At 72.1% G+C, this 23088-nt stretch carries 22 protein-coding genes; 13 read left to right on the top strand and 9 right to left on the bottom strand.

Features of this window, described 5'->3' with window-relative positions; genetic code table 11:
- Position 1: 1 nt before the first annotated feature.
- Positions 2-1843: a glycoside hydrolase family 2 protein gene (locus NAEX_RS34945; RefSeq protein ID WP_096331808.1), complete on the bottom strand. Its 1842-nt coding sequence runs from the start codon at positions 1841-1843 to the stop codon at positions 2-4.
- 1096 nt (positions 1844-2939) lie between these two features.
- Here NAEX_RS34945 and NAEX_RS34950 point away from each other — a divergent pair.
- Entirely contained in the window at positions 2940-4196 is a 1257-nt protein-coding gene (locus NAEX_RS34950; protein ID WP_096331809.1) for a hypothetical protein, read from the top strand.
- Between the two features lie 8 nt (positions 4197-4204).
- Positions 4205-4828 carry a hypothetical protein gene (locus NAEX_RS34955; RefSeq protein ID WP_100793438.1) on the top strand — a complete coding sequence of 208 codons (624 nt, stop codon included), beginning with the start codon at positions 4205-4207 and terminating at the stop codon, positions 4826-4828.
- Between the two features lie 130 nt (positions 4829-4958).
- Here the strand turns inward: NAEX_RS34955 and NAEX_RS34960 are convergent, their stop codons facing one another.
- Entirely contained in the window at positions 4959-5663 is a 705-nt protein-coding gene (locus NAEX_RS34960) for an MYXO-CTERM sorting domain-containing protein (protein WP_143141282.1), read from the bottom strand.
- Positions 5664-5953: 290 nt separating this feature from the next.
- Between NAEX_RS34960 and NAEX_RS34965 the strand changes: the two genes are divergently transcribed.
- Positions 5954-6535 (top strand): hypothetical protein, encoded by a 582-nt coding sequence (locus tag NAEX_RS34965; RefSeq protein WP_096331812.1) that lies wholly within the window; start codon positions 5954-5956, stop codon positions 6533-6535.
- Positions 6536-6604: 69 nt separating this feature from the next.
- Here NAEX_RS34965 and NAEX_RS34970 read toward each other — a convergent pair whose 3' ends face one another.
- The gene (locus NAEX_RS34970) at positions 6605-7237 is read right to left on the bottom strand and encodes a radical SAM protein (protein WP_143141280.1); all 633 of its coding nucleotides are present in this window, start codon (positions 7235-7237) and stop codon (positions 6605-6607) included.
- Between the two features lie 364 nt (positions 7238-7601).
- Positions 7602-7937, bottom strand: coding sequence for a helix-turn-helix domain-containing protein (locus NAEX_RS34975; protein ID WP_096331814.1), 336 nt, complete (start codon positions 7935-7937; stop codon positions 7602-7604).
- A 226-nt stretch (positions 7938-8163) separates the two neighbouring features.
- Here NAEX_RS34975 and NAEX_RS51195 point away from each other — a divergent pair, with 226 nt between their 5' ends.
- Positions 8164-8400 carry a glutathione S-transferase N-terminal domain-containing protein gene (locus tag NAEX_RS51195; protein ID WP_170136258.1) on the top strand — a complete coding sequence of 79 codons (237 nt, stop codon included), beginning with the start codon at positions 8164-8166 and terminating at the stop codon, positions 8398-8400.
- Positions 8401-8438: 38 nt separating this feature from the next.
- Positions 8439-8762, top strand: a complete 324-nt coding sequence (locus NAEX_RS34985; RefSeq protein ID WP_096331816.1) for a glutathione S-transferase family protein — start codon at positions 8439-8441, stop codon at positions 8760-8762.
- 43 nt (positions 8763-8805) lie between these two features.
- On the opposite strand, the gene NAEX_RS34990 is transcribed toward NAEX_RS34985, so the two are convergent.
- Positions 8806-9522, bottom strand: a complete 717-nt coding sequence (locus tag NAEX_RS34990; RefSeq protein ID WP_211302528.1) for a PAS domain-containing protein — start codon at positions 9520-9522, stop codon at positions 8806-8808.
- Between the two features lie 247 nt (positions 9523-9769).
- Between NAEX_RS34990 and NAEX_RS34995 the strand changes: the two genes are divergently transcribed.
- The 3 genes from NAEX_RS34995 to NAEX_RS35000 all read left to right on the top strand — a co-directional run bounded on the left by NAEX_RS34995 (position 9770) and on the right by NAEX_RS35000 (position 11531).
- Positions 9770-10138: a response regulator gene (locus tag NAEX_RS34995; protein ID WP_256254109.1), complete on the top strand. Its 369-nt coding sequence runs from the start codon at positions 9770-9772 to the stop codon at positions 10136-10138.
- A gap of 18 nt (positions 10139-10156) precedes the next feature.
- On the top strand, positions 10157-10309 hold the full coding sequence (locus tag NAEX_RS51200) for a hypothetical protein (protein ID WP_170136261.1): 153 nt from the start codon (positions 10157-10159) through the stop codon (positions 10307-10309).
- Positions 10310-10646: 337 nt separating this feature from the next.
- Positions 10647-11531 carry a histidine kinase gene (locus NAEX_RS35000; protein WP_096331818.1) on the top strand — a complete coding sequence of 295 codons (885 nt, stop codon included), beginning with the start codon at positions 10647-10649 and terminating at the stop codon, positions 11529-11531.
- On the opposite strand, the gene NAEX_RS35005 is transcribed toward NAEX_RS35000, so the two are convergent.
- Together NAEX_RS35005 and NAEX_RS35010 are read right to left on the bottom strand one after the other, a co-directional pair.
- Positions 11519-12124, bottom strand: a complete 606-nt coding sequence (locus NAEX_RS35005) for an IS630 family transposase (protein WP_245913942.1) — start codon at positions 12122-12124, stop codon at positions 11519-11521. The genes NAEX_RS35000 and NAEX_RS35005 overlap by 13 nt on opposite strands.
- Positions 12034-12480, bottom strand: coding sequence for a helix-turn-helix domain-containing protein (locus NAEX_RS35010; RefSeq protein WP_143825521.1), 447 nt, complete (start codon positions 12478-12480; stop codon positions 12034-12036). Before NAEX_RS35010 ends, NAEX_RS35005 begins: the two co-directional genes overlap by 91 nt.
- Before the next feature lie 627 nt (positions 12481-13107).
- On the opposite strand from NAEX_RS35010, the gene NAEX_RS35015 reads away from it, so the two are divergent.
- The 5 genes from NAEX_RS35015 (at position 13108) to NAEX_RS35035 (ending at position 19044) form a co-directional block, all read left to right on the top strand.
- Complete coding sequence (locus NAEX_RS35015; RefSeq protein ID WP_143141255.1) at positions 13108-16128, top strand: protein kinase domain-containing protein; 3021 nt, start codon at positions 13108-13110, stop codon at positions 16126-16128.
- Between the two features lie 153 nt (positions 16129-16281).
- The gene (locus NAEX_RS35020) at positions 16282-16638 is read left to right on the top strand and encodes a hypothetical protein (RefSeq protein WP_096331820.1); all 357 of its coding nucleotides are present in this window, start codon (positions 16282-16284) and stop codon (positions 16636-16638) included.
- A gap of 43 nt (positions 16639-16681) precedes the next feature.
- Positions 16682-17341 (top strand): RNA polymerase sigma factor, encoded by a 660-nt coding sequence (locus NAEX_RS35025; protein ID WP_096331821.1) that lies wholly within the window; start codon positions 16682-16684, stop codon positions 17339-17341.
- Positions 17342-17578: 237 nt separating this feature from the next.
- Entirely contained in the window at positions 17579-18025 is a 447-nt protein-coding gene (locus NAEX_RS35030) for an AidA/PixA family protein (RefSeq protein ID WP_096331822.1), read from the top strand.
- A gap of 170 nt (positions 18026-18195) precedes the next feature.
- Positions 18196-19044, top strand: coding sequence for a patatin-like phospholipase family protein (locus tag NAEX_RS35035; RefSeq protein ID WP_170136262.1), 849 nt, complete (start codon positions 18196-18198; stop codon positions 19042-19044).
- 1029 nt (positions 19045-20073) lie between these two features.
- On the opposite strand, the gene NAEX_RS35040 is transcribed toward NAEX_RS35035, so the two are convergent.
- Entirely contained in the window at positions 20074-20427 is a 354-nt protein-coding gene (locus NAEX_RS35040; RefSeq protein WP_096331824.1) for a hypothetical protein, read from the bottom strand.
- Between the two features lie 304 nt (positions 20428-20731).
- The gene (locus tag NAEX_RS35045; protein ID WP_100793424.1) at positions 20732-23083 is read right to left on the bottom strand and encodes a DUF4215 domain-containing protein; all 2352 of its coding nucleotides are present in this window, start codon (positions 23081-23083) and stop codon (positions 20732-20734) included.
- Positions 23084-23088 lie beyond the last annotated feature (5 nt).

A 23088-nucleotide genomic window follows, 5' to 3' on the forward strand; every position in this document is an offset into this window, starting at 1 on the left:
GCTACACCTCCTGCCCGTGCTGGCCGTGGTCGTCGTGCGGGGTCGGCGGCCCGAGCCCGTTGAGCGCGGCGATCTGCTCGAGCGGGAGCTTGGGCGTGCGGTCGGCGTACAGGAGGCCGTTGGCCTCCTGATAGGTGTCGGCGAACTGCGTATAACAATAGCCGGCGAGGATGTCCTGGGCGCGCACGACCGCGAACAATGCGTGCAGGCGGCGCGCGAGCTCGGCGGCGTCGTTCGAGCGGCTGTAGCCCCAGGTGCTGCGGCGGTCGTCCGAGAAGGCGATCCCGCCGAACTCCGACAGGACGACGGGGTGGTCGATGGTCTGGAAGTTGCCGATCACGAGCTCGCGGCCGCCGAAGCGCTCGCGCTCGTAGAGGTTGCTGCGCACGTTCGGCGCCTGGTAGCGGACGAGCATCCGCTCCGGGTCGACCTCGTAGTCGTGGATGCCGATGATGTCGGTGGCCACGCTCTCCCACCCGTCGTTGCCGACGACCGGCCGGTTGGGGTCGAGGGTCCGGGTCAGGTGATACAGCGCGGTGACGTAGTGGCGCTCGGACGGGTTGTCGGGCAAATTCGGCACGCCCCACGACTCGTTGAACGGCACCCACGCGGCGATGCAGGGGTGGCTGGCGTCGCGCGCCAGCACCTGGATCCACTCCTGGATCAGCGCCTGCACCGAGCGACCGGTGAAGCGATACGCGCTCGGCATCTCCTCCCAGACCAAAAGGCCGAGGCGGTCGGCCCAGTAGAGGTAGCGCGGATCCTCGATCTTCTGGTGCTTGCGCACGGCGTTGAAGCCCATGGCGAGGACGAGCTCGACGTCCCGCCGCAGCGCGGCGTCGTCCGGGGCGGTGATGCCGGTCTCGGGCCAGTAGCCCTGGTCGAGGACCATGCGCAGGCGGATCGGCCGGCCGTTGAGCAGGATCTGGTCGCGGTGGACCGAGATCGTGCGCAGGGCGGTGTAGCTGCGCACGGCGTCGACGACGACGCCGTGGTCGTCGACGAGCTCGATCTCGGCGTCGAGCAGGTTGGGCGAGCCGGGGCACCACAGCAGCTCGTTGCGCGCGTCGTCGATGCCGGGATCGGAGAGCGGGATCCGGCGGTGCAGCTCGCTGTGGGTGCATTGGTACTGATCCTCGACGAGCAGGCGCTGGCCGCTGAAGAGCCGCAGCCGCAGGCTCAGCGTCGCCGGCACGAGGCCGGCGATCTGCGACGAGAAGCCGATCTCCCACCGGTGGAGGTTCGAGGTCCAGCGCAGGTGGGCGATGTGGACGTGCGGGACGCGCTCGAGCCACACGCTCTGCCAGATGCCGGAGGTGCGGTGGTACCAGATCGAGTGCGGCTGCTCCTGCCAGTCCTGCTTGCCGCGCGGCTTGGCGAGGTCGTGCGGGTCGTCGACGGCGCGCACGACCAGCTCGATCGGCTTGTCGCCGCCCCCCATGTGCGTGACCTCGACCGAGAACGGGGTGTAGCCGCCCTCGTGGGTGGCCACGTGGGCGCCGTCGATCCACACGGTGGTGGCGTAGTCGACCGCGCCGAAGCGGACGAACAGCCGCTCGCGCGGCGACGCGGGCGGGAGGAGCAGGTGGCGCCGATACCAGCAGGCGATGAAGTAGCCGCGCTCGCCGACGCCGCTGCGCTCGGTCTCGGGGGCGAACGGGACCTCGATCGAGCCTTGCCAGCCGACCTCCGCGGGGTGCCGCCATTGCCCGATGCGATCGAGCGCGAACTCCCACGTGCCGTCGAGGCTGACCCAGCTGTCGTCGGCGCGGCGCAGCAGCGGGCGCGGGTAGCCGCGGCCCGTCGGCGAGAGGTCGGAGGTGATCGGCGATGGACGCGGCACGTTACGCTCGTCGACTTCACTGTGCGTGTCATGCGGAGCACTGCGACGATTCGCGCAGGTGCCCTCCGGACGGCCGCCCGCTGCGGCCGCCGGGCTCTTGCTCGGTCGGGTACTCGGTCCCGCCGAGCATGGGCCAGCTTCGCTCGCTGACAAGCGAAGCCGTGTAGAAAAAAGTCCCGCAGAGCGAGCTCCAGGGAAGTTCCCAGGGCGCCACGGACGCGGCACGGCCGGTGATGATCATGACATTTTACGCGGCGCTTCGCCGGTGGGATCGCGGCATCGATGAATGACGTGGTCGTTCGATTCGTGGCCGCCGACGTCTGACGCGTCCGCCGACCCCCGCTCGAAGGACGCCGGCAAATCGGGGGCCGGACACGAAGATGGCCCCGGGGATCGGGGCGCGCGATGACGGGGGGCAGCGGTCGCGGCGATTCACGCATGGGGGGTGCCAGCAATCGCGCGAGACGGCCCGGGACCGCCGGGCACGCCGACGCGAGTCGCGACCTCCGCGAACCCTCGCGACCCGGGCCGCGGGCGCGGGCGCGGCGCCCGGCCGCCAGCCTCGCGCCCGCCGGGTCGCCCCGCCGCGCGGCCGTCGCCCGGGCCGGCAGGGCCCGCTGCGCCCCGGACGGCGAATGTTCGGTGGAGCCGGGGGGGACGTCCGGAGCGACGGGCGCCGGCGCGTGACCGTCGTGGACGCGGAGCGGCGAGTCCCGGGCCCTTCCCGGTCCGTCCGCGCGGCCCGTGGCGCGCGGCAGCGAAAGACCTCGACGGCGATCGCGGGCGGGTCCGTCCGCGCGGCCCGTGGCGCGCGAGTCGGCGGCCCGCGGCGCGCGAGTCGGCGGCACGTGCTCGGGGCGAATCGGCGCACACGCTCGATTTCGAGACGCATGCTGCCACGATAGCGCCGAGCGGGCACTCCGCACAAATGACTACAGCGTACGGCGAGCACGGCGCGACGATCCGGAGCGCGTCGCAGCGGGGCGGAGGGCGAACGAGTGGCGGCGCCGAAGGCCGGTGTTACCGGATCGAACGCTCCCCAACGAACGCGCGGTGCGAAACAGCGCATCAACAACGGGGATGAAGGAGAGCCTCCATGGGTTTCAATCCGCTCGCCGAGAAAGGGATCCCGCTCGAGAAGCAGATCCGCAATTGGTCGGAGCTCAACGTCCAGCCGTTCGACAAGCGCGAGGTGCATCCGTACACCCGAACGCGCGTGATCGTGATGAACGGCATCGAGATCGAGTCCGCCCTCTACTCCCACCAGTTCGCCCGCCACACCGACAACTGGGCGGTCAAGCGCCAGCTCGCGCTGGTGCGCCGGGTCGACCAACAGCAGCAGAAGGCGGTCAACTGGCTGCTGCCCGGGGACCAGAGCGTGCTAGAGACCACCCTGGCCTACGAGCAGGTCGCGGTCGACCTCACTGCCTATCTGGCCCGCACCGAGCCGAACCCGTACCTGCGACAGGTGCTGAACTTCGGCTTGCTCGAGGACTTCGATCACCTGTACCGCTACGCCAACCTCATCGACCTGATCGAGGGCCCAGGGCGCGTCCACGAGATCGTCGGCAACCTGACCGAGGTGATGCCGGGCCGGCCGACGATCGCCGAGCACCGCCACCCGTACGACGAGGTGCGGCGCCACTTCGAGACCCACACCGTCGACCCGCTGTCGCGGCTGCACTCGATGACGATCCTGGCGGCCGAGCAGCAGACGATGAATTTCTACATGAACGTCGGGCCGACCTACGTGCCGAAGCTGGCCCGCGGGCTCTACCTCGAGATCGCGGAGATCGAGGAGCAGCACGTGACGCACTACGAGTCGCTGCTCGACCCGCTCGACTCGTGGTTCGAGCGCGAGCTGTTCCACCACTACAACGAGTGCTACATGTACTGGTCGTTCATGAACGACGAGGTGGACCCGCGGATCCGCAAGCTGTGGGAGCTGCACCTGGCGATGGAGATCGAGCACGTCCGGGTGGCCGGCGAGATGCTGCGCCGCCACGAGGGCACCGATCCGGCGGAGCTGCTGCCGGCGGAGCTGCCCGAGCCGACGCGCTTCGAGGAGAACAAGCAGTACATCCGCAAGGTGCTGGCGACGGAGATCAGCCTCACCTCGGTGGGGCTCGACTTCGTCCCGCTGACGGCGCTCCCGGCGGACGCGCGCTACTTCAAGTACCAGGCGGCGGTCAACGGCGGGATCAAGGTGCCGAGCGAGGAGGTCATCGAGCGCCACGTGGCCGAGTTCGGCGACGACTTCCGCCTGACCACCGAAGGCCCGCACCCGATCCCGGCGCTGCGCTCGCGCCCCCACGCCGATACCCAGGACGTCGCCACCGAGGCGGAGGAATAGGAGGACCCATGGCAACCTTGACGGTCACGAAGGACAAGGGCGGCGTCAGTCGGCCCGAGGGCATGACGGTGCTCGAGCCGGCACAGACGGTGCCGCTGGCGCAGCTGAAGGCGATCGGCAAGCAGGCCGGACTCGACGGCCTGTTCGTCGCCGACCTCGTCAGCGCGCTGGCGATGCACGAACGCCACTCCGCCCGCGTCGCGCTGGCGGCGGCGGAGCAGACCGAGCGGCCCAAGCGGCGCAAGGTCTACGAGAAGCTGGCGCAGCTCCACGCGGAGCGGACGGGGGCGCTCGAGTCGCTGCTGACGCAGCTCAAGCTGCCGGCGCTCTACGTCAGCCCGGTGAGCCGCGCGGCCGGACACCTGGTGGCGTCGCTGGCCCAGGCGCCGCTGCTCGCGGGCTCGGTCGACGCCGAGGGGCGCGAGTGCATGCTCCTCGACGTCGCGTTCCTGCTGGCCGAGCAGTCGCTGGCGAACACGGAGGTGCTCACCAGCGTCGCGGCCGCGGCCGAGCGGTCGACGACGAAGACAGCGCTGGCGAAGACGGCGAAGCTGCTCGCCGCGAGCGTGGCGACGTTCGAGAAGGTGCGGACGCTGCGCAAGGCGGCGACCGTGGACGCGGCGCGCAAGTAGGCGCGCGGATCGGTCAGGGCCCCTCGGCGGCGACGATGTCGCCGTCGAGGGCTCCGCCCGACATCGTACCCGCTCCGCGGGCGAGGACGGCTGCGCACCTGTCCTCCAGGACAGGTCTGTCGTCGGCCGCTCAGCGCCGGCGGCGGAGGCCGGGGACGAGCAGGAGCCCGAGAGCGAGGCCGAGGAGGTCGGGGCCGCTCGCGCCGGTGGAGCAGGCGCAGCCCTTGTCGCCATCGGCAGGGTCGCCGCCGGAGGCGGACGCTTCGTCGCCGGTCGTGCTGCCGGTCGAGTCGGTGCCGGGGCCGTCGCCGGTCGCCGAGCTGGTCGGGGTGCTGCCGGTGTCGCCGGTCTCGCCCTCGGTGACGGCGCCGCTGGTGTCGGTGTCGGTCGCCTGGCCCTCGACGACCTCGATGATCGCGGCGGCGCTCTCGCTGCCGCCGCCGGGCCCCTCGGCCCAGGCGAGCAGCATGTACTCGTCGGGCGGCAGGGTCAGCTCGAGCATGCACGGCGAAGGCCCTGCGGCGCACATGTCCTCCTTGACCGTGGTCCACGGGCCGTCGCCGCCCTCGCGGACCCTGCTGTCGAGGTGGATGTCGGCGCCGTCGAAGTTCTCGAACTCGATGATGATCTGGAAGGTGGCGTCCGGGGTGCCGGTGAACACGGTGCCGTTGGCGGGCTCGACGATGGCGATGTTCTGCGGCGGCTCGCCGCCGGTCTCCGGGAACGTGTCGGAGTCGGTCTCGCTGGTGGTGACGGGGATCGAGGCGGCCGCGGCCGGGACGACGCCGAGCACGGAGACGAGGAGGGCAGAAATGCGCAAGCCAGGAGACGACATGGAAAGGGGCTACCAACCTCCGCGGGCACGGTCAAGCGCGACAGCGCTGTCACGCTCACGACCGAGCTGTCAGCCGACGCGTGCCGAGCATTTTTAAAAGACATGTTGAAAGGGGCATGTTTGCGAGGACATGTTTTCAGAGCGCCGGGCACCCGGTCGCTCGGGCGCGTGCGCGCGGTCGGAGGCGCCGCATCGGCCGCCGGAGGGGCCGGGGTTGGCCCGGCGCTTGCTTGACCCCGGGCATGCCGATTGCTCGCGTCCTCTGCGGTCTTGCTTGCGCCCTGTCTCTCATGCCCGGCTGCAGCGAAAAGAGCGACGGCGAGACCGACGGGAGCGAGACGACGGGGACCGCGACCACGGCGACGCAGCCGACCGAGGACGCGACGACGACCGGATCGGCGGCGACGACCGCGAGCGAGTCGGAGACCGGGGCGTCGGTCGGTCGCTGCGAATGCGGCGAGGGCGATCCGTGCGCGGCCCCGTTGTGCGAGACCGTGGTGTATGTCGATTCGGACGAGCCGGAAGAGGACGAGGGGGAGCTCGCGGCGAACCTGCGCTGCGCGCTGGAGGCGCTGCGCGACCGCAAGGTCGGGACCCTCCGCTGGTCCTATCAGACCGGCGACGGGCAGATCGATGAACACGGGCACTACCAGATGTTCGGCGACGGGACCGCCCTCTACACCCACGGCGGGGTGATCGACCTGTGCGAGTGGGTCGTCGACCGCGTCACCCTCGTGACCATGCAGAGCCCCGCGGTGTTCTCGGAGTGCCTGGCGATGCCCGCGCCCGGCGACCAGTTCAGCTGCCTGCAGCTGGCGCCGGGTCCCGACGAGGAGAGTTGCATCGAGGGCGAGAAGGACTGCGGGGGGTGACGCGCCGATTCGCCGCTGCGAGGGCGCCGGTGGATCCGGCGAGGGCTCGCAAGACCTTCCGCCGGTAGCTCAGCCGGCGACGAGCGCCTTGAACAGCGGGACGAGCAGCTCGTCGGTGCCGGCGGGCGCGACGGCGTCGACCCAGGGCGCGAGCTGGAACGAGTCGGCGGTCCATTCGTCGTGGACGCCAATGCCGCCGAGGACCAGCTTGAGGCGCGGGTGACGGCGCTTGAGGCGGCGTCCGAGCGCGAGGGCGGCGTTGGTCTGGAACGATTCGCAGGCGAACCCGACCGCCGCGGGGACCCCCGCGGCCTCGACGTGGGCGCAGGCGTCGCGCAAAAATTCGGGGACGACTTCGTCGCGGATCCGCCGCAGCCAGCGACGCGGATCGCCGACGACCCGCAGCGGAGCGAGGTCGTCGGCGAACCGGTCGAGGAGCTCGTCGTCGTCGGGCTCGACGCGGTCGTCGGACGCGTGGGCCGAGAACAGCCACTCGCCGAACTTGCCGACCTCGAGGTTCTCGCTCAGCTCGCGATAGGCGCCGCGCCCGATCTTGGCGACCAGCACGGGCTTCAGATCCATCACCCGCGCGGCGAGGCCGGCGGCCCGCAGCCGCGCGCGGAGCCGATACGGCGCCAGTGGGACGGGGCTCAGCATCCGAAATGGCACGTCGAGCAAGGCGACCGTCCGAGATACTTGCATACCGCCGCATGGTAACCGAATCCCCCGGAGGGGCGCACGGCGTCGATACTGCCTATTGAGGAATTATCGGCCGCGCGGGCGCCCGTGGGCGCCCGTGGGCGCCCGGCCGCGCGGGACCTCGTTCCGTTCGGGGAGCGTCTGCACGTCGCGCGTGCCGCCATTTGCGGCGTGCCCTGCCGAAACGGCAGCCTGAGCCCGGTCGGCCGAAGCTCGGCGTTCGCGCCGCTCGATGCATCCGCCGCGGCGCGCCGGGGGCCGGGCGGCGAAGGTGGGGCACGTCGTCCACGGCGCCGGTCCAGCCATGAACGGGCGCGCTCGCGCGAAGCGACGAATTCGCGGGCCAAAGAGGCGACCCTGGCCGGGCTCACGACGCCGATCGATCGCGCGGCCAGACGATGCCGAGCTTGACGATCCGGCGCTTCAGCGAATGCCGCGTGATGCCGAGCGCGGCCGCTGCGTGGACGAGGGAGCCCGCGGTCGCGAGCGCCTGCTCGCACAGCCGGCGCTCGGCCTCCTCCAGGTTGTAGCTGTCGAGCACGATCGGCTGAGAGGCCGCGGTCGCGGGCGAATGTCGTGAGGGGGCCGCGTCGGCTCGGCGCGCGCGACCGGGCAGGAGGCCGGCCGTCGCCCATTCGTGAATGATCCGAGTCGCCACCTCGGCCGCCTGCAGAGGCGGGTGGGGGATGCTCGTGTACTGCATGTTTGTGCAGTACCACGGCGCTCGCAGCGCTGGAAGCGTGGACGGCCGCTTCGGTCAAAAGCGCTGCTCGAGGGCGTCTTGCGGCCGCGCCGGGTCCGCCCGGTCGCGTCGATCGCTCGCGGTTCGCCCTCGGCGCCGGCGCGCCGCCCGGCGCGAGCGCAGCAATGGCCTGTCATGGGCTTGCCGGCAGGTTGCGGCGAGCGCGGCGCCCTTCCACCCTGGGCGAGTGCAGCTCTTCTTCGCGTCGACCTCTCCGTTCGCTCGCAAGGTCCGCATCGTCGCGCACGAGGTCGGCCTGTGGCAGCGAATCACCATGATCGAGACCGATCCGTGGACGGATGACCGCCTGCGGGCGATAAATCCGCTCGCCAAGGTGCCGACGCTGGTCCGCGACGGCGGCGAGCCGCTCTACGACAGCGGTGATCTGCGACTACCTCGACGCGTGCGCCGGTCGGCCGGCTGATCCCCGCAGAGGGCGAGCGGCGCTGGCGCGCGCTGCGATTGCGAGCCCTCGCTGCGGACGCCTGCGCCGCGGCGGGGCGGCTGTTCGCGGGCGAGCGGCGGGGCGAGCCGGAGCCGCTGCACGCCCGCTTCGTCCACGCGATCGAGGCGGCGCTCGACTCGCTCGAGGGCGAGACCCTCGACGCCGGGGCGCCGGACTTCGGGGAGTTCTGCGCGGCGCTGCTGCCCGGCTACTCTGATTTCCGCTGGCCGGATCGCGACTGGCGCGCGGGCCGTCCTCGCCTCGCCGCGTTCACGGCCGTCATGGCGGAGCGGGCCTCGTTCCAGGCGACCCGCCATCGCCCGGCGGCGCAGGCGGCCTGACCTTGCGACCATGTTCCACGGGGCAGGTGGGGCCGGGGGCGGGTCAGACCAGCGAGACGGCGTCCGAGAGGCCCTTGTCGGGCGAGTCCTTGCGCTCGTCCTTGGGCTCCCGGGCGGGCGCGTCGAGCCCGGCGGCGGTGTCGGTGAACAGGGCGATCAGCCGCGGGAGCTCGCTCGCCTGGCGGGCCAGGAGCTCGCGGGCGGTGTCGGCGGCGGGATCGCCGTGGGAGCTGCGGGCCAGCAGGTGCGCCGAGATGGTGACGACGTGGAGCCGGTTGCGCAGCTCGTCCTCGAGCGCGGCGAGGAGGGCGGCCATGGTCGGGTTGGCGTCGCGCAGGGGGTTGAACGGGGCGGCGCTGTCATATTCCCGGCGAGTGTCGTCATTGCGCTCGCGGGCGATGATCGAGGTGCCGACGATCCGGCCGTGCTCATCGCGCAGGGGCGAGACGCCGAGGACCACGGCGACGAGCAGGCCGTCCTTGCGCCGGCGCTCGGTGTCGAACGGCGGGAGCGGATCGCCCGCGCCGATTCGCGCCGTCACCTGGGCCTCCTCGTCGACGCGCTCCGGGGGCACGAGCAAGGTGATCGGCCGGCCGACGACCTCGTGCGCGAGGTAGCCGAACAGCCGCTCGGCGCCGCGGTTCCACGACAGGATCGTGCCGTCCAGGGACTTGCTGAGGATCGCGTCGTAGGCGTCCTCGACGATCGCTGCGAGGCGGGCACGTGCGTCGGAGCGAAGATCTGACCCGATGTTGCTCATCAACCGCGCCGAGATATAGCATGTCCTCCGCGGCTGGCTCGAAGTGCCAGCGAGGGGCATCCCGAGGCCGCTCGGGAGCCCTGGCGGGCCTCGCGCAGGGCGCCGGAGCGGCGCGGGCGACTGTACGCCCGGGCTGATGCCCCGCTGCTGCTGAGGTCGCTGATCCACCGAGCTGGCGCGGCGAATGCGCTCTGTGATGATCGCCCGCCATGCGCACCGCCAATCGTCTGCTAGGTTTCCCTCGACAATGCCTACGATTCTCATCATCGAAGACCAAAGCGAAATTCGGGGAATCACGGCCGTGCTCCTGCGTCGCGAGGGATACATCGTCGAGGAGGCCAGGAGCGGCGAGGAGGCCCTCACCTTCTTGCGCCACTCCGACCGCGATCCTTGCCTGATCCTGGTCGACCTGATGATGCCGGTCCTCGGCGATTGGGACGTCGTCGACGCCCTGCGTGACGAGGATCGCATCCTCGCGCTGCCGGTGGTCGTCCTGTCGGCCGCGCACCCGAAGGTCGCGCCCCCGGGGATCGCCGCGTTCGTCCGCAAGCCCATCGATTTCGACCTGCTGCTCGGCCTCGTGCGCCGATACTGCGGCCCGGGGGCGGGCGGCTGACGTGATTCGCGATTCGCCATGGTCGCCCCCGACGTCGTTGCGCTGCGAGAGATCGAGCCTGCGTCGAATGACGGCCACGAGTCGATGCATTGCGAGCTCGAGGAACCGGTGGATGTCGCGGTCGCGGACCTCGGGGTGATTCGTGAGAGGGGCGCGAGCGTGGCGGTATGAGGAATGCAGCGAATGAACGCTCGACGACGGCGACGCTGCCGGAAATGTTCGTCGCGGCGGTCGAGTTCGTGGTTCGCCACCAGCAGACTCGACCGTGGGCAGCGCCGGCGCGGTTTCGACCGCACGTTGGACGGAGCGGAGACAAACCTCGTACGGGAGCGCGGTCATGCCTGCGACGGAACGGCGGCTCGTCGGCCGACTTGCAAGTACACCGCATTGAGGGCACCACGCGCCTCGCGTCATGGAATCTGCTACACCGCTCACGCGCTCCGAACTGCTCGCACTCGCATCGCCAGCCAATATTCGTCCGCGACCGCGCCGCTACGTCGGAGACACCGTGGTCGCCTCGGTCCGCGACCTGGCCCCCGGCGACGCGCCGGTGGTGCGGCGGATCTACGATTTCCTGCTCACGTCGCACGCGCTCGTGCGGCGCCTCGACGACCCAAAGGCCGGCATCGCGCTGTCGCGGGCGGAGCTCGCGCGGCAGGGTTGTCGCGGGTTGTGCGAGCAGATCCGCGGCCTCGGGGCGGCGCTGGTCGCCATGGACACGCCGACGGCGGGGCGCAAGGTCTATCACGACGTCCGCGGCGGCAGCCTCAGCGGACTGCTGATGCACCTCGACCTGTGCGAGGCCGACGAGGCCGAGGTCGAGGACGTCGAGCGCGTGTTCTTCCTGGTCCGCGACCACCTGAAGCTCATGCGCAACGCGCTGCCCGACCTCGACCCCTCGGGCTACGCGACCGACCTGGCGCCGATCGAGCACGACACGTCGCTTTGGGTCGAGAAGTGGGCGGGCATCCCCTACGGAGCGGCGGACTCCGGCCGGGTGCGGATCGAGCTGGCCTGCGAGTTCAACGGGGCGGTGTCCGAGTGCTGCATGGAGTTCGCCGCGCTCGATCGCGTGATGTACAACCTGATCGACAACGCGTCGCGCTTCGCCTCCGACGCGGTGGTCCACGTGCAGATCTGTCCGCTCGCCGAGGCCCGCGAGACGGACCTGCGCTTCGTGGTCAGCAACCTGGTCACGCCGCTGCACCGCACCCGCCTGCTCGCCGATCTCGGCGACGACTCCAGCAAGATCTTCGCGGCGCTCCGGCTGACCGAAGGGGCATGTCCCTTCGAACAGAGCAAGGACGCACTCGGCCGCCCGCCGCGCTGCTCGACCGGCGGGCTCTGCCCGCGCCGGCACGATCCCTCTCACAGCAGGTTTCATACGCCTTGAGGCGTGCTGACGCCGCAGTGTTTGAACCAACCGGCCGCATCGGTTGGGGTGACGAGAGCCGCAACGGCGGAAATCGCGGCCTTGAGGAGTGGGCCGGTTCGGGCCCCGAGGCCGCGAAGGGCGGTCTTGATCTTCGACCAGGCGAGCTCGATGGGATTGAGGTCGGGCGAGTACGGCGGCTGGTAGACGACCGTCGCGCCGCGCGCCTCGATGCGCTCACGGACGCCTGTCGCGTGATGGGCACCGAGGTTGTCCATCACCACGATGTCGCCCGGACGGAGCTTCGGCGCCAGATGCTTGTCGATGAACTCGAGGAAGACCTTGGCCGTCGTGCCGCCCTCGACGGTCATCATCGCCTCGATGCCGTCGATCGACAGCGCGCCGAGCATCGTCGTCACACGGCCGCGATTCCGTGGCACGACGCCATGGGCACGCTTTCCTCGCGGTGCCCACGCTCGAGCGCGGGTCATCGAGATGTGCGAGCCGGACTCGTCCAGGAAGATCAGGCGCTCGGGGTCGCAGGACTGCATCTGCGCGACGAAGGCGTCGCGCATCGCCACGACTGCGGCCGTGCACTGCTCTCGGGGAACCAGCGATTTTTTTTCCTCGTGAAGCCGAGCTCCTGAAGCTCGCGGCACATGGTGGAACGACTGACCTGGACCCCGGCCCGTACTTGCAGCGCGAAGCACAACTCGGCGAGCGTCGCGTCAGGCCGCGCCCGCACCAGCTCCACGATCAAATCTTGCTCCCGGGCCGTGATCCGCCGCTCCACTCCGCCCCCGTGCGGCTTGGGCTCGACCGAACCGGTCTCTCGCTGGAGGCGCAGCACTCGATCGACGGTCGCCCGTCCCACGTGGAAGCGCTCGGCGAGTTGCTCGTAGGTCTGCCCGTCCTGTACGCGGGCCTCAACAATGCGGATCCGAAGGTCGACAGAGATCGGCGTGGGCATGCTCTGCAAGAGCACATGAGCGCTTTCGCGCAAGCTGGCTCAGCCGTATCCTGCAGAGCCTTGATCCAGTCGCAGAGGATCAAGACGTGACGGACATGCTGTCAGAAGAACCTGAGAGCACGGTCGTCTCGGCGGCGACAAGCGCACGGGCGCCGGCCTGGCTTGCCCGAGCTTTCCCGGGGGGAATGGGCATTCGCGGGGCTGTCGCGAGAATGAGCGGAGGCGATTTACGGGGCGGCGCCGTCGAGTCGTCGATCGTGCTCGTGCTGCGCTCGAAGCTCGGGTTACGACGATTCGCGCGACCTCGCGGGCTCTTGCGGTGGCCGGCGGTCAGAGAGCGGCGATCCACCCGCTGCGGGGCGGTTCGGGGCGCGGAGATTCCCTGCGCGATCCAGGTCAAGCGCGTCCGCGCGCCGAGCATTCGTGGGGGGCGAATACGGCCGGGCTGCGGCGACGAGCCCTCAAGGCCATTGGCAGCAGCGCGAGCTTTTCTGATTAAATAGATGCGTCGCTCCCGGGCGGCGTGGGCGGGCGGATGGTGGGCGCCCGCTCGCGCGAGCGCTCACCCGCCGAATGGCTCGACACGGCTTGACGATCGCGCCGGCGGCGGACTAGGAATGGAGCGGTTTGCGCGGGGGCAGGGGCGACGTGAGGCGGCAGAGCGCGCGATACGACCGTGGCGGTTCGTCGTCGGGGCCGATCGGCTCGAGCGACGCCGCGTCCACGCCGTTCAGCGCCGGCGGTCCACGGCCCGAGGCGCCGACCGAGGGGCTCGCGTTCAGCGGCGTCGACGACCAGCGGCTGTTCGCCGAGCTGCGGTCGCGCCTGTTCGCACGCGGAGCGACGCCCCGGATCGGCCGCTATCGCCTGCTGCACCGCCTCGGGGCCGGGGCCATGGGCGAGGTGCACCTCGCGGTCGACGACGAGCTCGACCGGCCGATCGCGATCAAGCTGGTCCACGCCCACCTCGCCGATCCCCGCTCGACCGCGCGGCTGCGGGTCGAGGCGCGGGCGCTGGCGCGGCTGGCTCACCCCAACGTCGTGCACGTGTACGAGGTCGGCGAGCACGACGGCCGCACGTACCTGGCGATGGAGCGGATCGAGGGCGGGAACCTGCGCGACTGGCTCCGGACGGGCCCGCGCTGGGAGCAGGTGCTCGCCGCGTACCTCGACGCCGGGCGGGGACTGGCGGCCGCCCATCGGGCCGGGGTGATCCACCGCGACTTCAAGCCCGACAACATCCTGCGGGCCGCCGACGGCCGGGTGGCGGTCGTCGACTTCGGGCTCGCCGCGCTCGAGCTCGGCGACGCGGGTCGCGGCGAGCCGACGAGCGCGGGGGCCGGCGAGTCCTGGTCCGGCTGGGCGCCGACGCAGGACCGCACCAGCGAGATCGCGGGCACGCCGGCCTACATGCCGCCCGAGCAATTCCGCGGCCACGCCGACGCGCGCGCGGACCAGTTCGCGCTGTGCGTGTCGATCTACGAGGGGCTGTGGGGCTGCCGGCCGTTCACGCGGCGGACGCTCGCCGACGTGCTGCACGGCCACGTCGACTGGGTGCCCGCCGAGCCGCCGCGCGGGGCGGTGGCGGGCTGGCTGTGGCCGATCCTCCGCCGCGGCCTGCAGGTCGAGCCCACGCGGCGCTGGGCCGACGTCGACGCGCTGCTGGCGGCGATCGAGGCGGGGCTGGCCAGGGGCCGGCGGCGGCGGCTGGTGGCGCGCTCGGGCGTGGCGGCGCTCGCGGTGGGCCTGCTCAGCGGAACCTCGGTGGCGTGGTGGGGCGCGGCGCCGGTGGTCGACGATTGCGCCGCGGTGGCGCGCGAGCTCGACGACACCTGGGGGGCCGACCAGCGCGCGCAGCTCGGGGAGCGCTTCGCTCGCGCGGGCGCGGCCGAGGACATGGCGTGGCTGGTCGACAGCGAGGCGCCGGTGGTGGCGGGCCTCGACCGCTGGCGCGCGCGCTGGTCGGCGGCCCGCGGCGCGCTGTGCCGGGCGCGGACCGGCGGAGATCCGGTGGTGCTCGACCGCCTCGGCCGCTGCCTCGAGCGTCACCGCGGCGCGGCGCAAGCGATGGTCGCCGCGCTGCTCGGCGGCGAGCCGGCGGTGCTGCGGGCGGCGCCCGAGGCGGTGCTGCACCTCGGCGACCCGCAGGCGTGTGAGCGCGAGGCCCGGCAAGGCGGCCCGCCCGAGCCGCCGGCGGCGCTGGCCGGGGAGGTGCAGCAGGTGCGCGAGCAGCTGGCCCGCGCCGAGGCCGATCTGCACACGGGGCGGACCGAGGCGGCGTGGGCCGGCGCGGTGCCGCTGGAGGCCCGGGCGCAGGCGCTCGGCCACGGCCCGCTGGTGGCCGAGGTCGGGCTCGTGCTGGGGCGGATCGCGGTGGCCCGGGGCCGCAGCCAGGAGGGGCTGGAGCGGCTCGAGCAGGCCGTGGACGCGGCCGAGGCGGCGCACCACGACCGGGTGGTCGCGAGCAGCTGGCGCCACATGGCCATGGTCGCCGCGACCGAGGCGCCCGACCTCGCGGCCGGTCGCCGGTGGCTGCGCCGCGCGGACGCGGCGAGCGCCCGCGTGGGGCTCGACGCGGGCACGGCGGCGCGCCTCGACGCCATCCGCGGCGACCTGTCGCTGCTGGCGCGCGAGTTCGACGGCGCGGTGGAGCAGCTGCGGGCCGCCGAGGCGGCGCTGACGGACCAGGGCGACCTGCTGTACGCCGCGCACGCGGCCTCGAGCCTCGGCACGGCGCTGCTCGAGCGAGGCGAGCCCGCGGCGGCGCGCGAAGCCTTCGAGCGGGCCCTCGGGCAGCGCGAGCGGGCGTTCGGGCCGCGGCACCCCGAGGTCGCCCGGGCGGCGTACAACCTGGCCCAGGCCCTCCGCGGGTCGGCGGGGGCCGGGGCGGACCACGAGGCGCTCGCCGGCGAGCTGCTGCGCCGCGCCGTGGCGATCTGGGCCGGCACCGCCGAGGCGAGCTCGCTCGACGCCGGGCGGGCCGCGTTCGTGCTGGCGCAGCTCGAGCTCGACGCCGGGCGGTTCGAGCGCGCGGTGGCGCTGGCCGAGCGCGCGGAGGCGGTGTTCGGCGCGGCGCTGGAACCCGCGCGCCTCGAGCACGCCGAGGTCGCGGCGCTGCTCGCCACGGGCCACTACTTCCTCGGCCGGCCGGGCCCGGCGATCGCCGGTTTTCGCCGCGCGGTGGCCGGCTACGCCGCGGCCCACGGCGCCGACGACCCCTATACGGCGTCGTTCCGGGTGGCGCTGGGCTGGGCGCTGCTGGCCGCGGGCGAGGTCGCCGAGGCCCGCACGGAGCTCGAGGCGGGCCGCGCCGCGATCGACGGCGCGGCGGGGGCGGCCAGCGAGGACAGCACCGACGCCCGGCTGGGGCTGGCGGCCGCGGAGCTGGTCGCGGGCGAGTACGCCCGGGCCGCCGCGCGCCTGGCCGAGTTCGCCGAGGCGCCGGCCGGCGAGCTCGACCGCGTCACCTTCGCGCTGGTCTCGGGGCTCTTGGCGGTGCGGCGCGAGCCGGCCAGTCGCCGGGCCGCCGCGACCCTGGGGCGCGCGCGAGCCCACGCGCGCGCCGTCGCCGGCGGCGAGGCGATGCTCGCCGTCCTGCTCGACAGCATGGGCGCCAGCGCGAGCGAGCGAGCCCTCGTCGCGCGCTGAGAGGCACCTCGGCTCGACCTCACCGCGTCCCCAGCGACCTCCTCCGCAATCACCCGCCCCCGAGCCACGAGACCCGACCTCGCGTCGCCACCACTCCGCTCGTCCGCGAGCGACCTCCACCACAACCACCGATCGCGAACCCACGAGGCCCTCATGCCGCAATGCATCACCGCCAACAAGACCCTCGACGTCACGACCCTCGACGAGAGCGCCGGCGTCGTCTACCCCGTGCGAGTCCACGCCGCAGCGGCGATCCGCATCACCTTCACCCCGCCGGTGTCGGGGACCGTGCGCGGCACCGTCACCGTCGTGTCCGTCTCGCCGCCCGGCCCCAACTACGGCTCCGACTGGGTCGAGTTCACCACCGACAACCTCGGCCAGGAGTACACCGTCCAGGTCAGTTTCACCGAGCCGCCGAAACAGGACGACGGGTGGCCGAAGCCGCTCGAGACCCCGAGCAAATCGCCCAAGTTCAAGCCGCTGACGACGTGCCCCCCGAGCGCGCAGTGACACGGCGGCGGCGCTCGCCTATCATCGCGGCTCCGTCGCGCCCATGACCTCGTCTCCTCCGCCGCCCGCCGACGCGCCGTCCGACGCCGACCTGCTCGAGGCGTGGCGGGCGGGCGACGCCGCGGCGGGCGAGCACCTGTTCGCCCGCCACTATCGGCTGCTCAAGCGGTACTTCCGCAACAAGGTCGGCCCGCAGTACATCGCCGATCTCATGCAGGAGACGTTCGTCGCCAGCGTCGCCAGCCGCGAGCGAGTGACCGACGCCAGCCGGTTCCGCGCGTATCTGCTGCGGATCGCCTACCACACGCTGTGCCGCCACTACGGCCGGCGTTCGCGCGCCACGCCCGAGGTCGACCTCGACGAGGTGTCGGTCGAGCAGCTCGAGCCGGGCGCGGTCTCGGTCATCGCCCGCACGCAGGAGCAGCGGCTCCTGCTCGAGGCGCTGCGATCGATCCCGGTCAATTACCAGGTGGTGCTCGAGCTGCATTACTGGGAGGATCTCAAGACCGATCGGATCGCCGAGGTGCTCGGGGTGCCGGCCGCGACGGTGCGCAGCCGCTTGCAGCGGGCCCGCTACGCGCTGCAGGCGGCGATGGATCGGCTGGCCCGCTCGCGCGAGGTGCTCGAGAGCACGCTGACGCGCCTGGAGGACTGGGCGGCGCGCTGCGGGCACGAGCTGGGCGGGTCGAGCGAAGACCGCTGACCTCCGGTCGGGCGCAATGCCGCGCCGGTCGTCGGCGGAAAAGCTCTCGAAGCTTTTTGGATCGAGGCATCGGGGTCGCCGCTCTTTCCCGGTGAGAGCCGCGCTGGTCGGCCGCTTCGAGGCCCGAGCGGCGGGACGCTCCCACCACCCAATCCAAAGAGGCCACCCGTCATGGCCCAGGACATTCTCATCATCGTCAACACCGATCGCAGCCTGCCCACGTCATAGCGGATCGAGATGTATTGCGACCCCTCGATCCTCGACGACAGCAGCGAGGGCTCGAACGAGCTGGCGGTCAAGGTCCCGGTCGGCACGGAGCTGCGCTGGCGCGCGGTCCCGCTGCAGACCACCGCCCCCGGCGACGCCGGCGTCTATCACACGATCATCGAGGCGTACTATTTGTGGGACCAGGCCGGTACCTACCTCACCGAGTGGGGGACGAGCAACGGCGGCGGCGACGCGCCCTTCTACAAGAGCACCGGCAATCTGGCCAACAACACGCCGGCGACGATCGCCGTCGAGGGCATCGATCGCCCGTTCATCCAGTGCCTCACGCAGCTCGCCAATCGCGACCAGAACGTGAGCCCCAAGGTCGCCTACACCTTCTACATCGGGATCTACAAGAACGGCGACAAGGTCGAGCAGATCTCGTGGGACCCGTTCGTGACCGTCTACCGCCAGTGACGCGGCGAGCGAGGACGAGAGCGCGGACGGGAGCGGTCCCGTCCGCGCTCTCGTCATTGCCTCGGCCGGCGCGCATGGTCCGGGCATTGTTCGGGGTCGACGCGGAGCTCCGCCCGCGGAGCCCTCGAGTGCGCTTGACCCCGATCCGCCGCCGATGTTACCTGCGCCGCATGAGCGAGATGTCGGTCGTGTTCGCCGGCGGCGGCTGCCGGACCTTCTGGGCGCTCGGGGCGTACACGTCGCTCGCGGGGCTGGCCACGACGGTCGAGGTCGCGGGCGTGTCGGCGGGCGCCGCGATGGCGCTGGCGGCCGCCCTGGGCCAGGAAGAAGCGCTGGTCGCGGCGTTCTGCGCCCGCACGGCCGTCAACCCGCGCAACGTGTATCCCGAGCGGCTCTTCCTCGGACGCCCGGCGTTCCCGCAGGAGGCGATGTACCGGGCGACGCTGCTCGAGCTGCTGGGCGCCGCGAGCCTGCAGCGGCTGGCCGAGGGGCCGCGCGTCCGGATCCTCCAGGCCTGCGTCGAGCCGGGGTGGCTCGTGGTGCCGACGGTGGCGAGCGCCTGGTGGGCCTACGCCGCGCGACGCCGCCGCGGCCTGCTCCACGGCCCGGAGGTCCCCCACCGCGGGCTCGCGGCGGAGGTCGACACGGCGCAGGAGGCGAGCAGCGTCGAGGACCTGGCCGAGCGAGTGCTGCGATCGTCGGCGAGCCCGCCGGTGACGCCGATCCTGCGCGCCCCGGGCCGCATGTACTTCGACGGCTGCCTGGTGGACGCGGCGCCGGTGCGGGCCCTCGGCGCGTCCGCGCGGGCCGGCGCGGTGCTGGTGCTGCTCAATCGCCCGCACCCGCCGGCAGCGACGGCCGGCAACGTCCGCTACCTCGCGCCCTCGGCGCCGGTGCCGATCCACAAGTGGGACTACACGAGCCCGGCGCGGGTCCGGCAGGCCTTCGACATGGGCCGCCGCGACGGCGAGGCCGCCCGCGCCGAGGTCGAGCGCTTCCTCGCCGAGCATGGGGCGTGAGGGCGCTCGACGGCGGCGACTCGGAGCGCTCGCGGCCCGGACCGCGACGCCGGTTCGATGCGCAGGAATGTGGCGAGCCGGACGGCTCGACCGTTTCGGGCCGCCACACGCGTCGTTCCCTCGCGCAGCCGAGCGTCACGACGCGGCGCGTCGACGTCCGGCCCGCGGCGGTTCGTCGAGCCCGGCGAGCTCGGCCGTGATGCTCTGCGACTGGATCGAGCCCTCTCTGCACGTGGGATGGGCCGGCTTGCGCGATCTTCGAATCCGCATTGTCGAGGCCCGCGCGGCCGACCCGAGCCTCGAAGTGAGCCGGACGGGGCGCTTCACGCGAGCAAGAGGCCCGGGCGCCTCCGGGCGGGCCTCTGGCCACGGGCTCGAGAGACGTTCACCCATGGGTGGATGGGCACGGTGGTCGGCGCGGCGCGACGAACTGCGGGGGCCGTCGAGGCAGCGCCGGACGTCGGCTGATCGCGCGGCGGCGTCGGTCGCGAAGCATTCGGCGCCCACGCTCCTGCACGAATAGCTGTTGCAGCGCGCTCTCGCTTCCTGCGTGCACGGCGTCGTCTCTCGCGAGAAGCTGGCCAGCTTCGTGCGGCACTCGGCCAATGTTTCGGCGCAGGACTGGCCGTTCTGATCGAGGTGGACCCACCCGAAGCAGTAGCAGGGGCCCGTGGGTGCGGCGCTCGGCGGGGTCGGACTCGACGCGGCCGGCGGGGCCGGAGAGGCCGCGGGCGTGGCGGGGGCTCATTCGCGGGAGGTCTCGCGCTGGGCCTCGCGCAGCCGGCGAAGCCGAGCGCGGCTGTCACGAGGAAGGACGGGATCGCCCCCGCACGTGGCGTTCGCTGGTGCACGAGCCGAGTGTGCACGGCGGCCCTGCTCGCTGCCCAGCGCTCGCCAGCGCGTCGCTCTCGTCCCGCTCGGACGCCGAGCGAACAGAGCCCATCGGGCGTTACCCGGCCGCTGCGGCCCCCGGGCAGCGCCGCGTGAAGCATCCGCGGGCCCCGCCAGCGGCGTATTCGTCGACCGGGCTCACTCGGGCGGCTGCGGGCGGAAGCGGCACACCAGCGTCGCTTCTCCGGACGCGCTCACCGTAACGAACCAGTCGTCCGCGACTCCCAGGCTCGTCACGCACTGAATGTCGAAGCCGTTGGGCTCGAGGTGGACCCCCTTCCCCGTGTCGTTCGGGATGTCCGTGGCCTTGCATATCAGATTCACCACGCCCGGGCCCACGATGACTTCCTGGAAGGAATCGGCGAAATGGCGAGTGGCATTCGGGGCCAGGAGCACACATTGGTCACCGCTGATGCCGAGCGGGCCGGTGGGGGACTGGAACAGGGCGAGGATGCCGGCGAGGGACAGAAAGATCAAGGATTTGATGAACATGGGCGTGAGTTCCTCGTTCTCTGGAGTCTGTCGAAAGCGTGAAAAAATATAGCGTCGTCGCCCGATTCGTCCGGTGCGAGACATCGCTGTTTGATCTCGCTTACACGGGCTCCGAACAGGGCCGGGGCACGCTTTCTGGTCACCGCGAGCCCGGCCATCCGTGCGCCCACGCGCCGACAGCGCTCTCCACCGACCTCCGGCCGGCGGCGTGCCTGCGAGGGCGAGCGCGGCGATGCAGGACGGCTCCGGCGCGATCCGGGCGCCGGAGCCGTCCTGCCCGGACGTATCGATGGTGGATGGATTGCTAGATCTCGAAGCAGTAGAGGCGACGGGTCAGGTTGCACGGGTAGGTGCTGTAGTCGCTCCACGTGCTGTTGGTCGCGGCGGTGCGGCCGATCGTGCCGCTGGCGGCGTTGCTGGTGCTCGTCCAGTTGGCGCAATTGATCGTGCTGGTCGTGCCGGTGGCGAGGGCGCCGGTCCACGCGCCCGAGTCGGCGACGGCGGCGGCGAACTCGTTCACGCTGAGGGTGGTGTCGAGCGTGCCGTCGGTCAGGTCGACGAAGGTGTTGACGAGCGTGACGTTGTCCCGCCGCTTGTAGCCGGCCTGGGACGGGACGAAGCGCGTCAGCGGGGTGCTGTCGTCGGTGCTGAGCCACACGTCCCAGGTGCCGCCGAGGCCGGCCGCGACGGCGCGCTCCTGGCACTTCGCCGCGGCGCCGGCGAGGCCGCCGAGGTTGCCGGTGTACGTGGTGCTGGTGACGAACACCCGCCGGGCGGTCGCGCACGCGTGGCAGCCGTCGCCCTCGACGGCGTTGCCGTCGTCGCACTGCTCGTGACCCGTCCACGTGTAGCCGTCGCCGCAGACCGGGAGCTGGCAGTTGTTGAGGCACTCGTCGGTCTGCACGAGGTCGCCGTCGTCGCACGCCTCGCCGGCCTGGACGAAGCCGTCGCCGCAGGTCGGCAGCATGCACGCGAGGGTGCAAGTGCCGCCGTTGTCGTTGCCCTCGCCCTCGTCGCACTGCTCGCCGGGGTGGAGGAAGCCGTCGCCGCAGGTCGGCAGCTTGCAGGCGTTGGTGCAGCCGTCCTCGTTGACGAGGTTGTCGTCGTCGCAGGGCTCGCCGGGCGAGACGTAACCGTCGCCGCAGATGGCGCCGGTGCAGTCGGGCTTGCAGGGCTGGTCCTCGCCGTTGTCCTCGCCGCCGTCGCACTGCTCGACCGTGAGCCACAGGTGGCCGTCCCCGCAGGTGGCGTGCTTGCAGCTCAGCGTGCAGGCGCCGCTGTCGCTGTTGAGGTTGCCGGTGTCGCACTCCTCGCCGAGGCTGGGCTGGGTGAAGCCGTCGCCGCAGGCCGGGAAGCGGCACAGGTCGGTGCAGCCGTCGTCCTGGTCGTGATCGGTGCCGTCGTCGCACTGCTCGCCCTGGTCGACGACGCCGTTGCCGCACTCCTCGAGCACACACAGCGGGTTGCAGCCGTCGCCGGCGACGAGGTTGCCGTCGTCGCAGGCCTCGCCGGGGCCGCGGTCGCCGTCGCCGCAGACGTTGAGCTTGCAATTGTAAAGACAGGCCTTCTGCGCGCCGTTGTTCGGGCCGTTGTCGCACTGCTCGGTGCCGCTGCCCTGGTTGTAGATCAGGCCGTCGCCGCAAAAGGCCCACTTGCAGGCGAGCGTGCAGGACCCGCCGTCGCTGTTCGCCGCGCCCTTGTCGCACTGCTCGCCCGCCTGCAGGAAGCCGTCGCCGCAGGCCTTGACGGTGCAGGCGTTGGTGCAGCTGTCCGTGTTGGACGTGTTGCCGTCGTCGCAGGCCTCGGTGGCCTGGACGATGCCGTCGCCGCAGGTCGGGACGGTGCACGCGTTGGTGCACCCGTCGTCGTCGACGGCGTTGCCGTCGTCGCAGCCCTCCATCGGGCCGGCGTGGCCGTCGCCGCACACGCCCACCGTGCAGTCGAGCTTGCAGGCGGCGTGATCGGCGTTGTTCGGGCCGTTGTCGCACTGCTCGCCGGGGCCGAGGTCGCCGTCGCCGCAGACGTTGAGCAGGCAATTGGCGCGACAGGCGGCGCTCGGGCCGTTGGCGGGGCCGTCGTCGCACTCCTCGCCGGCGCCGGGCTGGAGGAGGTCGTCGCCGCAGACGGCCGCCACGCAGGCGTTGCTGCAGGCGTCGTCGTCGACGGCGTTGCCGTCGTCGCAGGCCTCGAGCGCCTGGGCGACGCCGTCGCCGCAGGTCGGGGAGGTGCAGACGTTGGTGCAGGCGTCGCCGTCGACGTCGTTGCCGTCGTCGCACGCCTCGCCCGGGCCGAGCAGGCCGTCGCCGCAGACCGCGAGCAGACAGTGCGAGGTGCAGGCCTTGTCGTCGCCGTTGGCGGGGCCGAGGTCGCACTCCTCGCCCGCGCCGACCTCGTAGTCGCCGCAGACGTTGAGCAGGCAGTTGGTGCGGCACACGTTGCCGGGGCCGTTGGCCACGCCGTGGTCGCACTCCTCGCCGTAGCCGAGCTGGCCGTCGCCGCACACGCTCAGGTTGCCGCCGCCGCCGCCGGTGAGGTTCGGGGGCTCGACGTCGAGGTTGACGCCGACGTCGGCGTCGCAGCCGGCGGCGACGAGCAGCAGCGCGCCGGTGAGCAGGCCCGCGCGAATGCCATGAGTACGAGAGAGCTGGTTGTGCATGTCGA

The sequence above is a fragment of the Nannocystis exedens genome (assembly GCF_002343915.1).
Lineage (GTDB): Bacteria > Myxococcota_A > Polyangia > Nannocystales > Nannocystaceae > Nannocystis > Nannocystis exedens.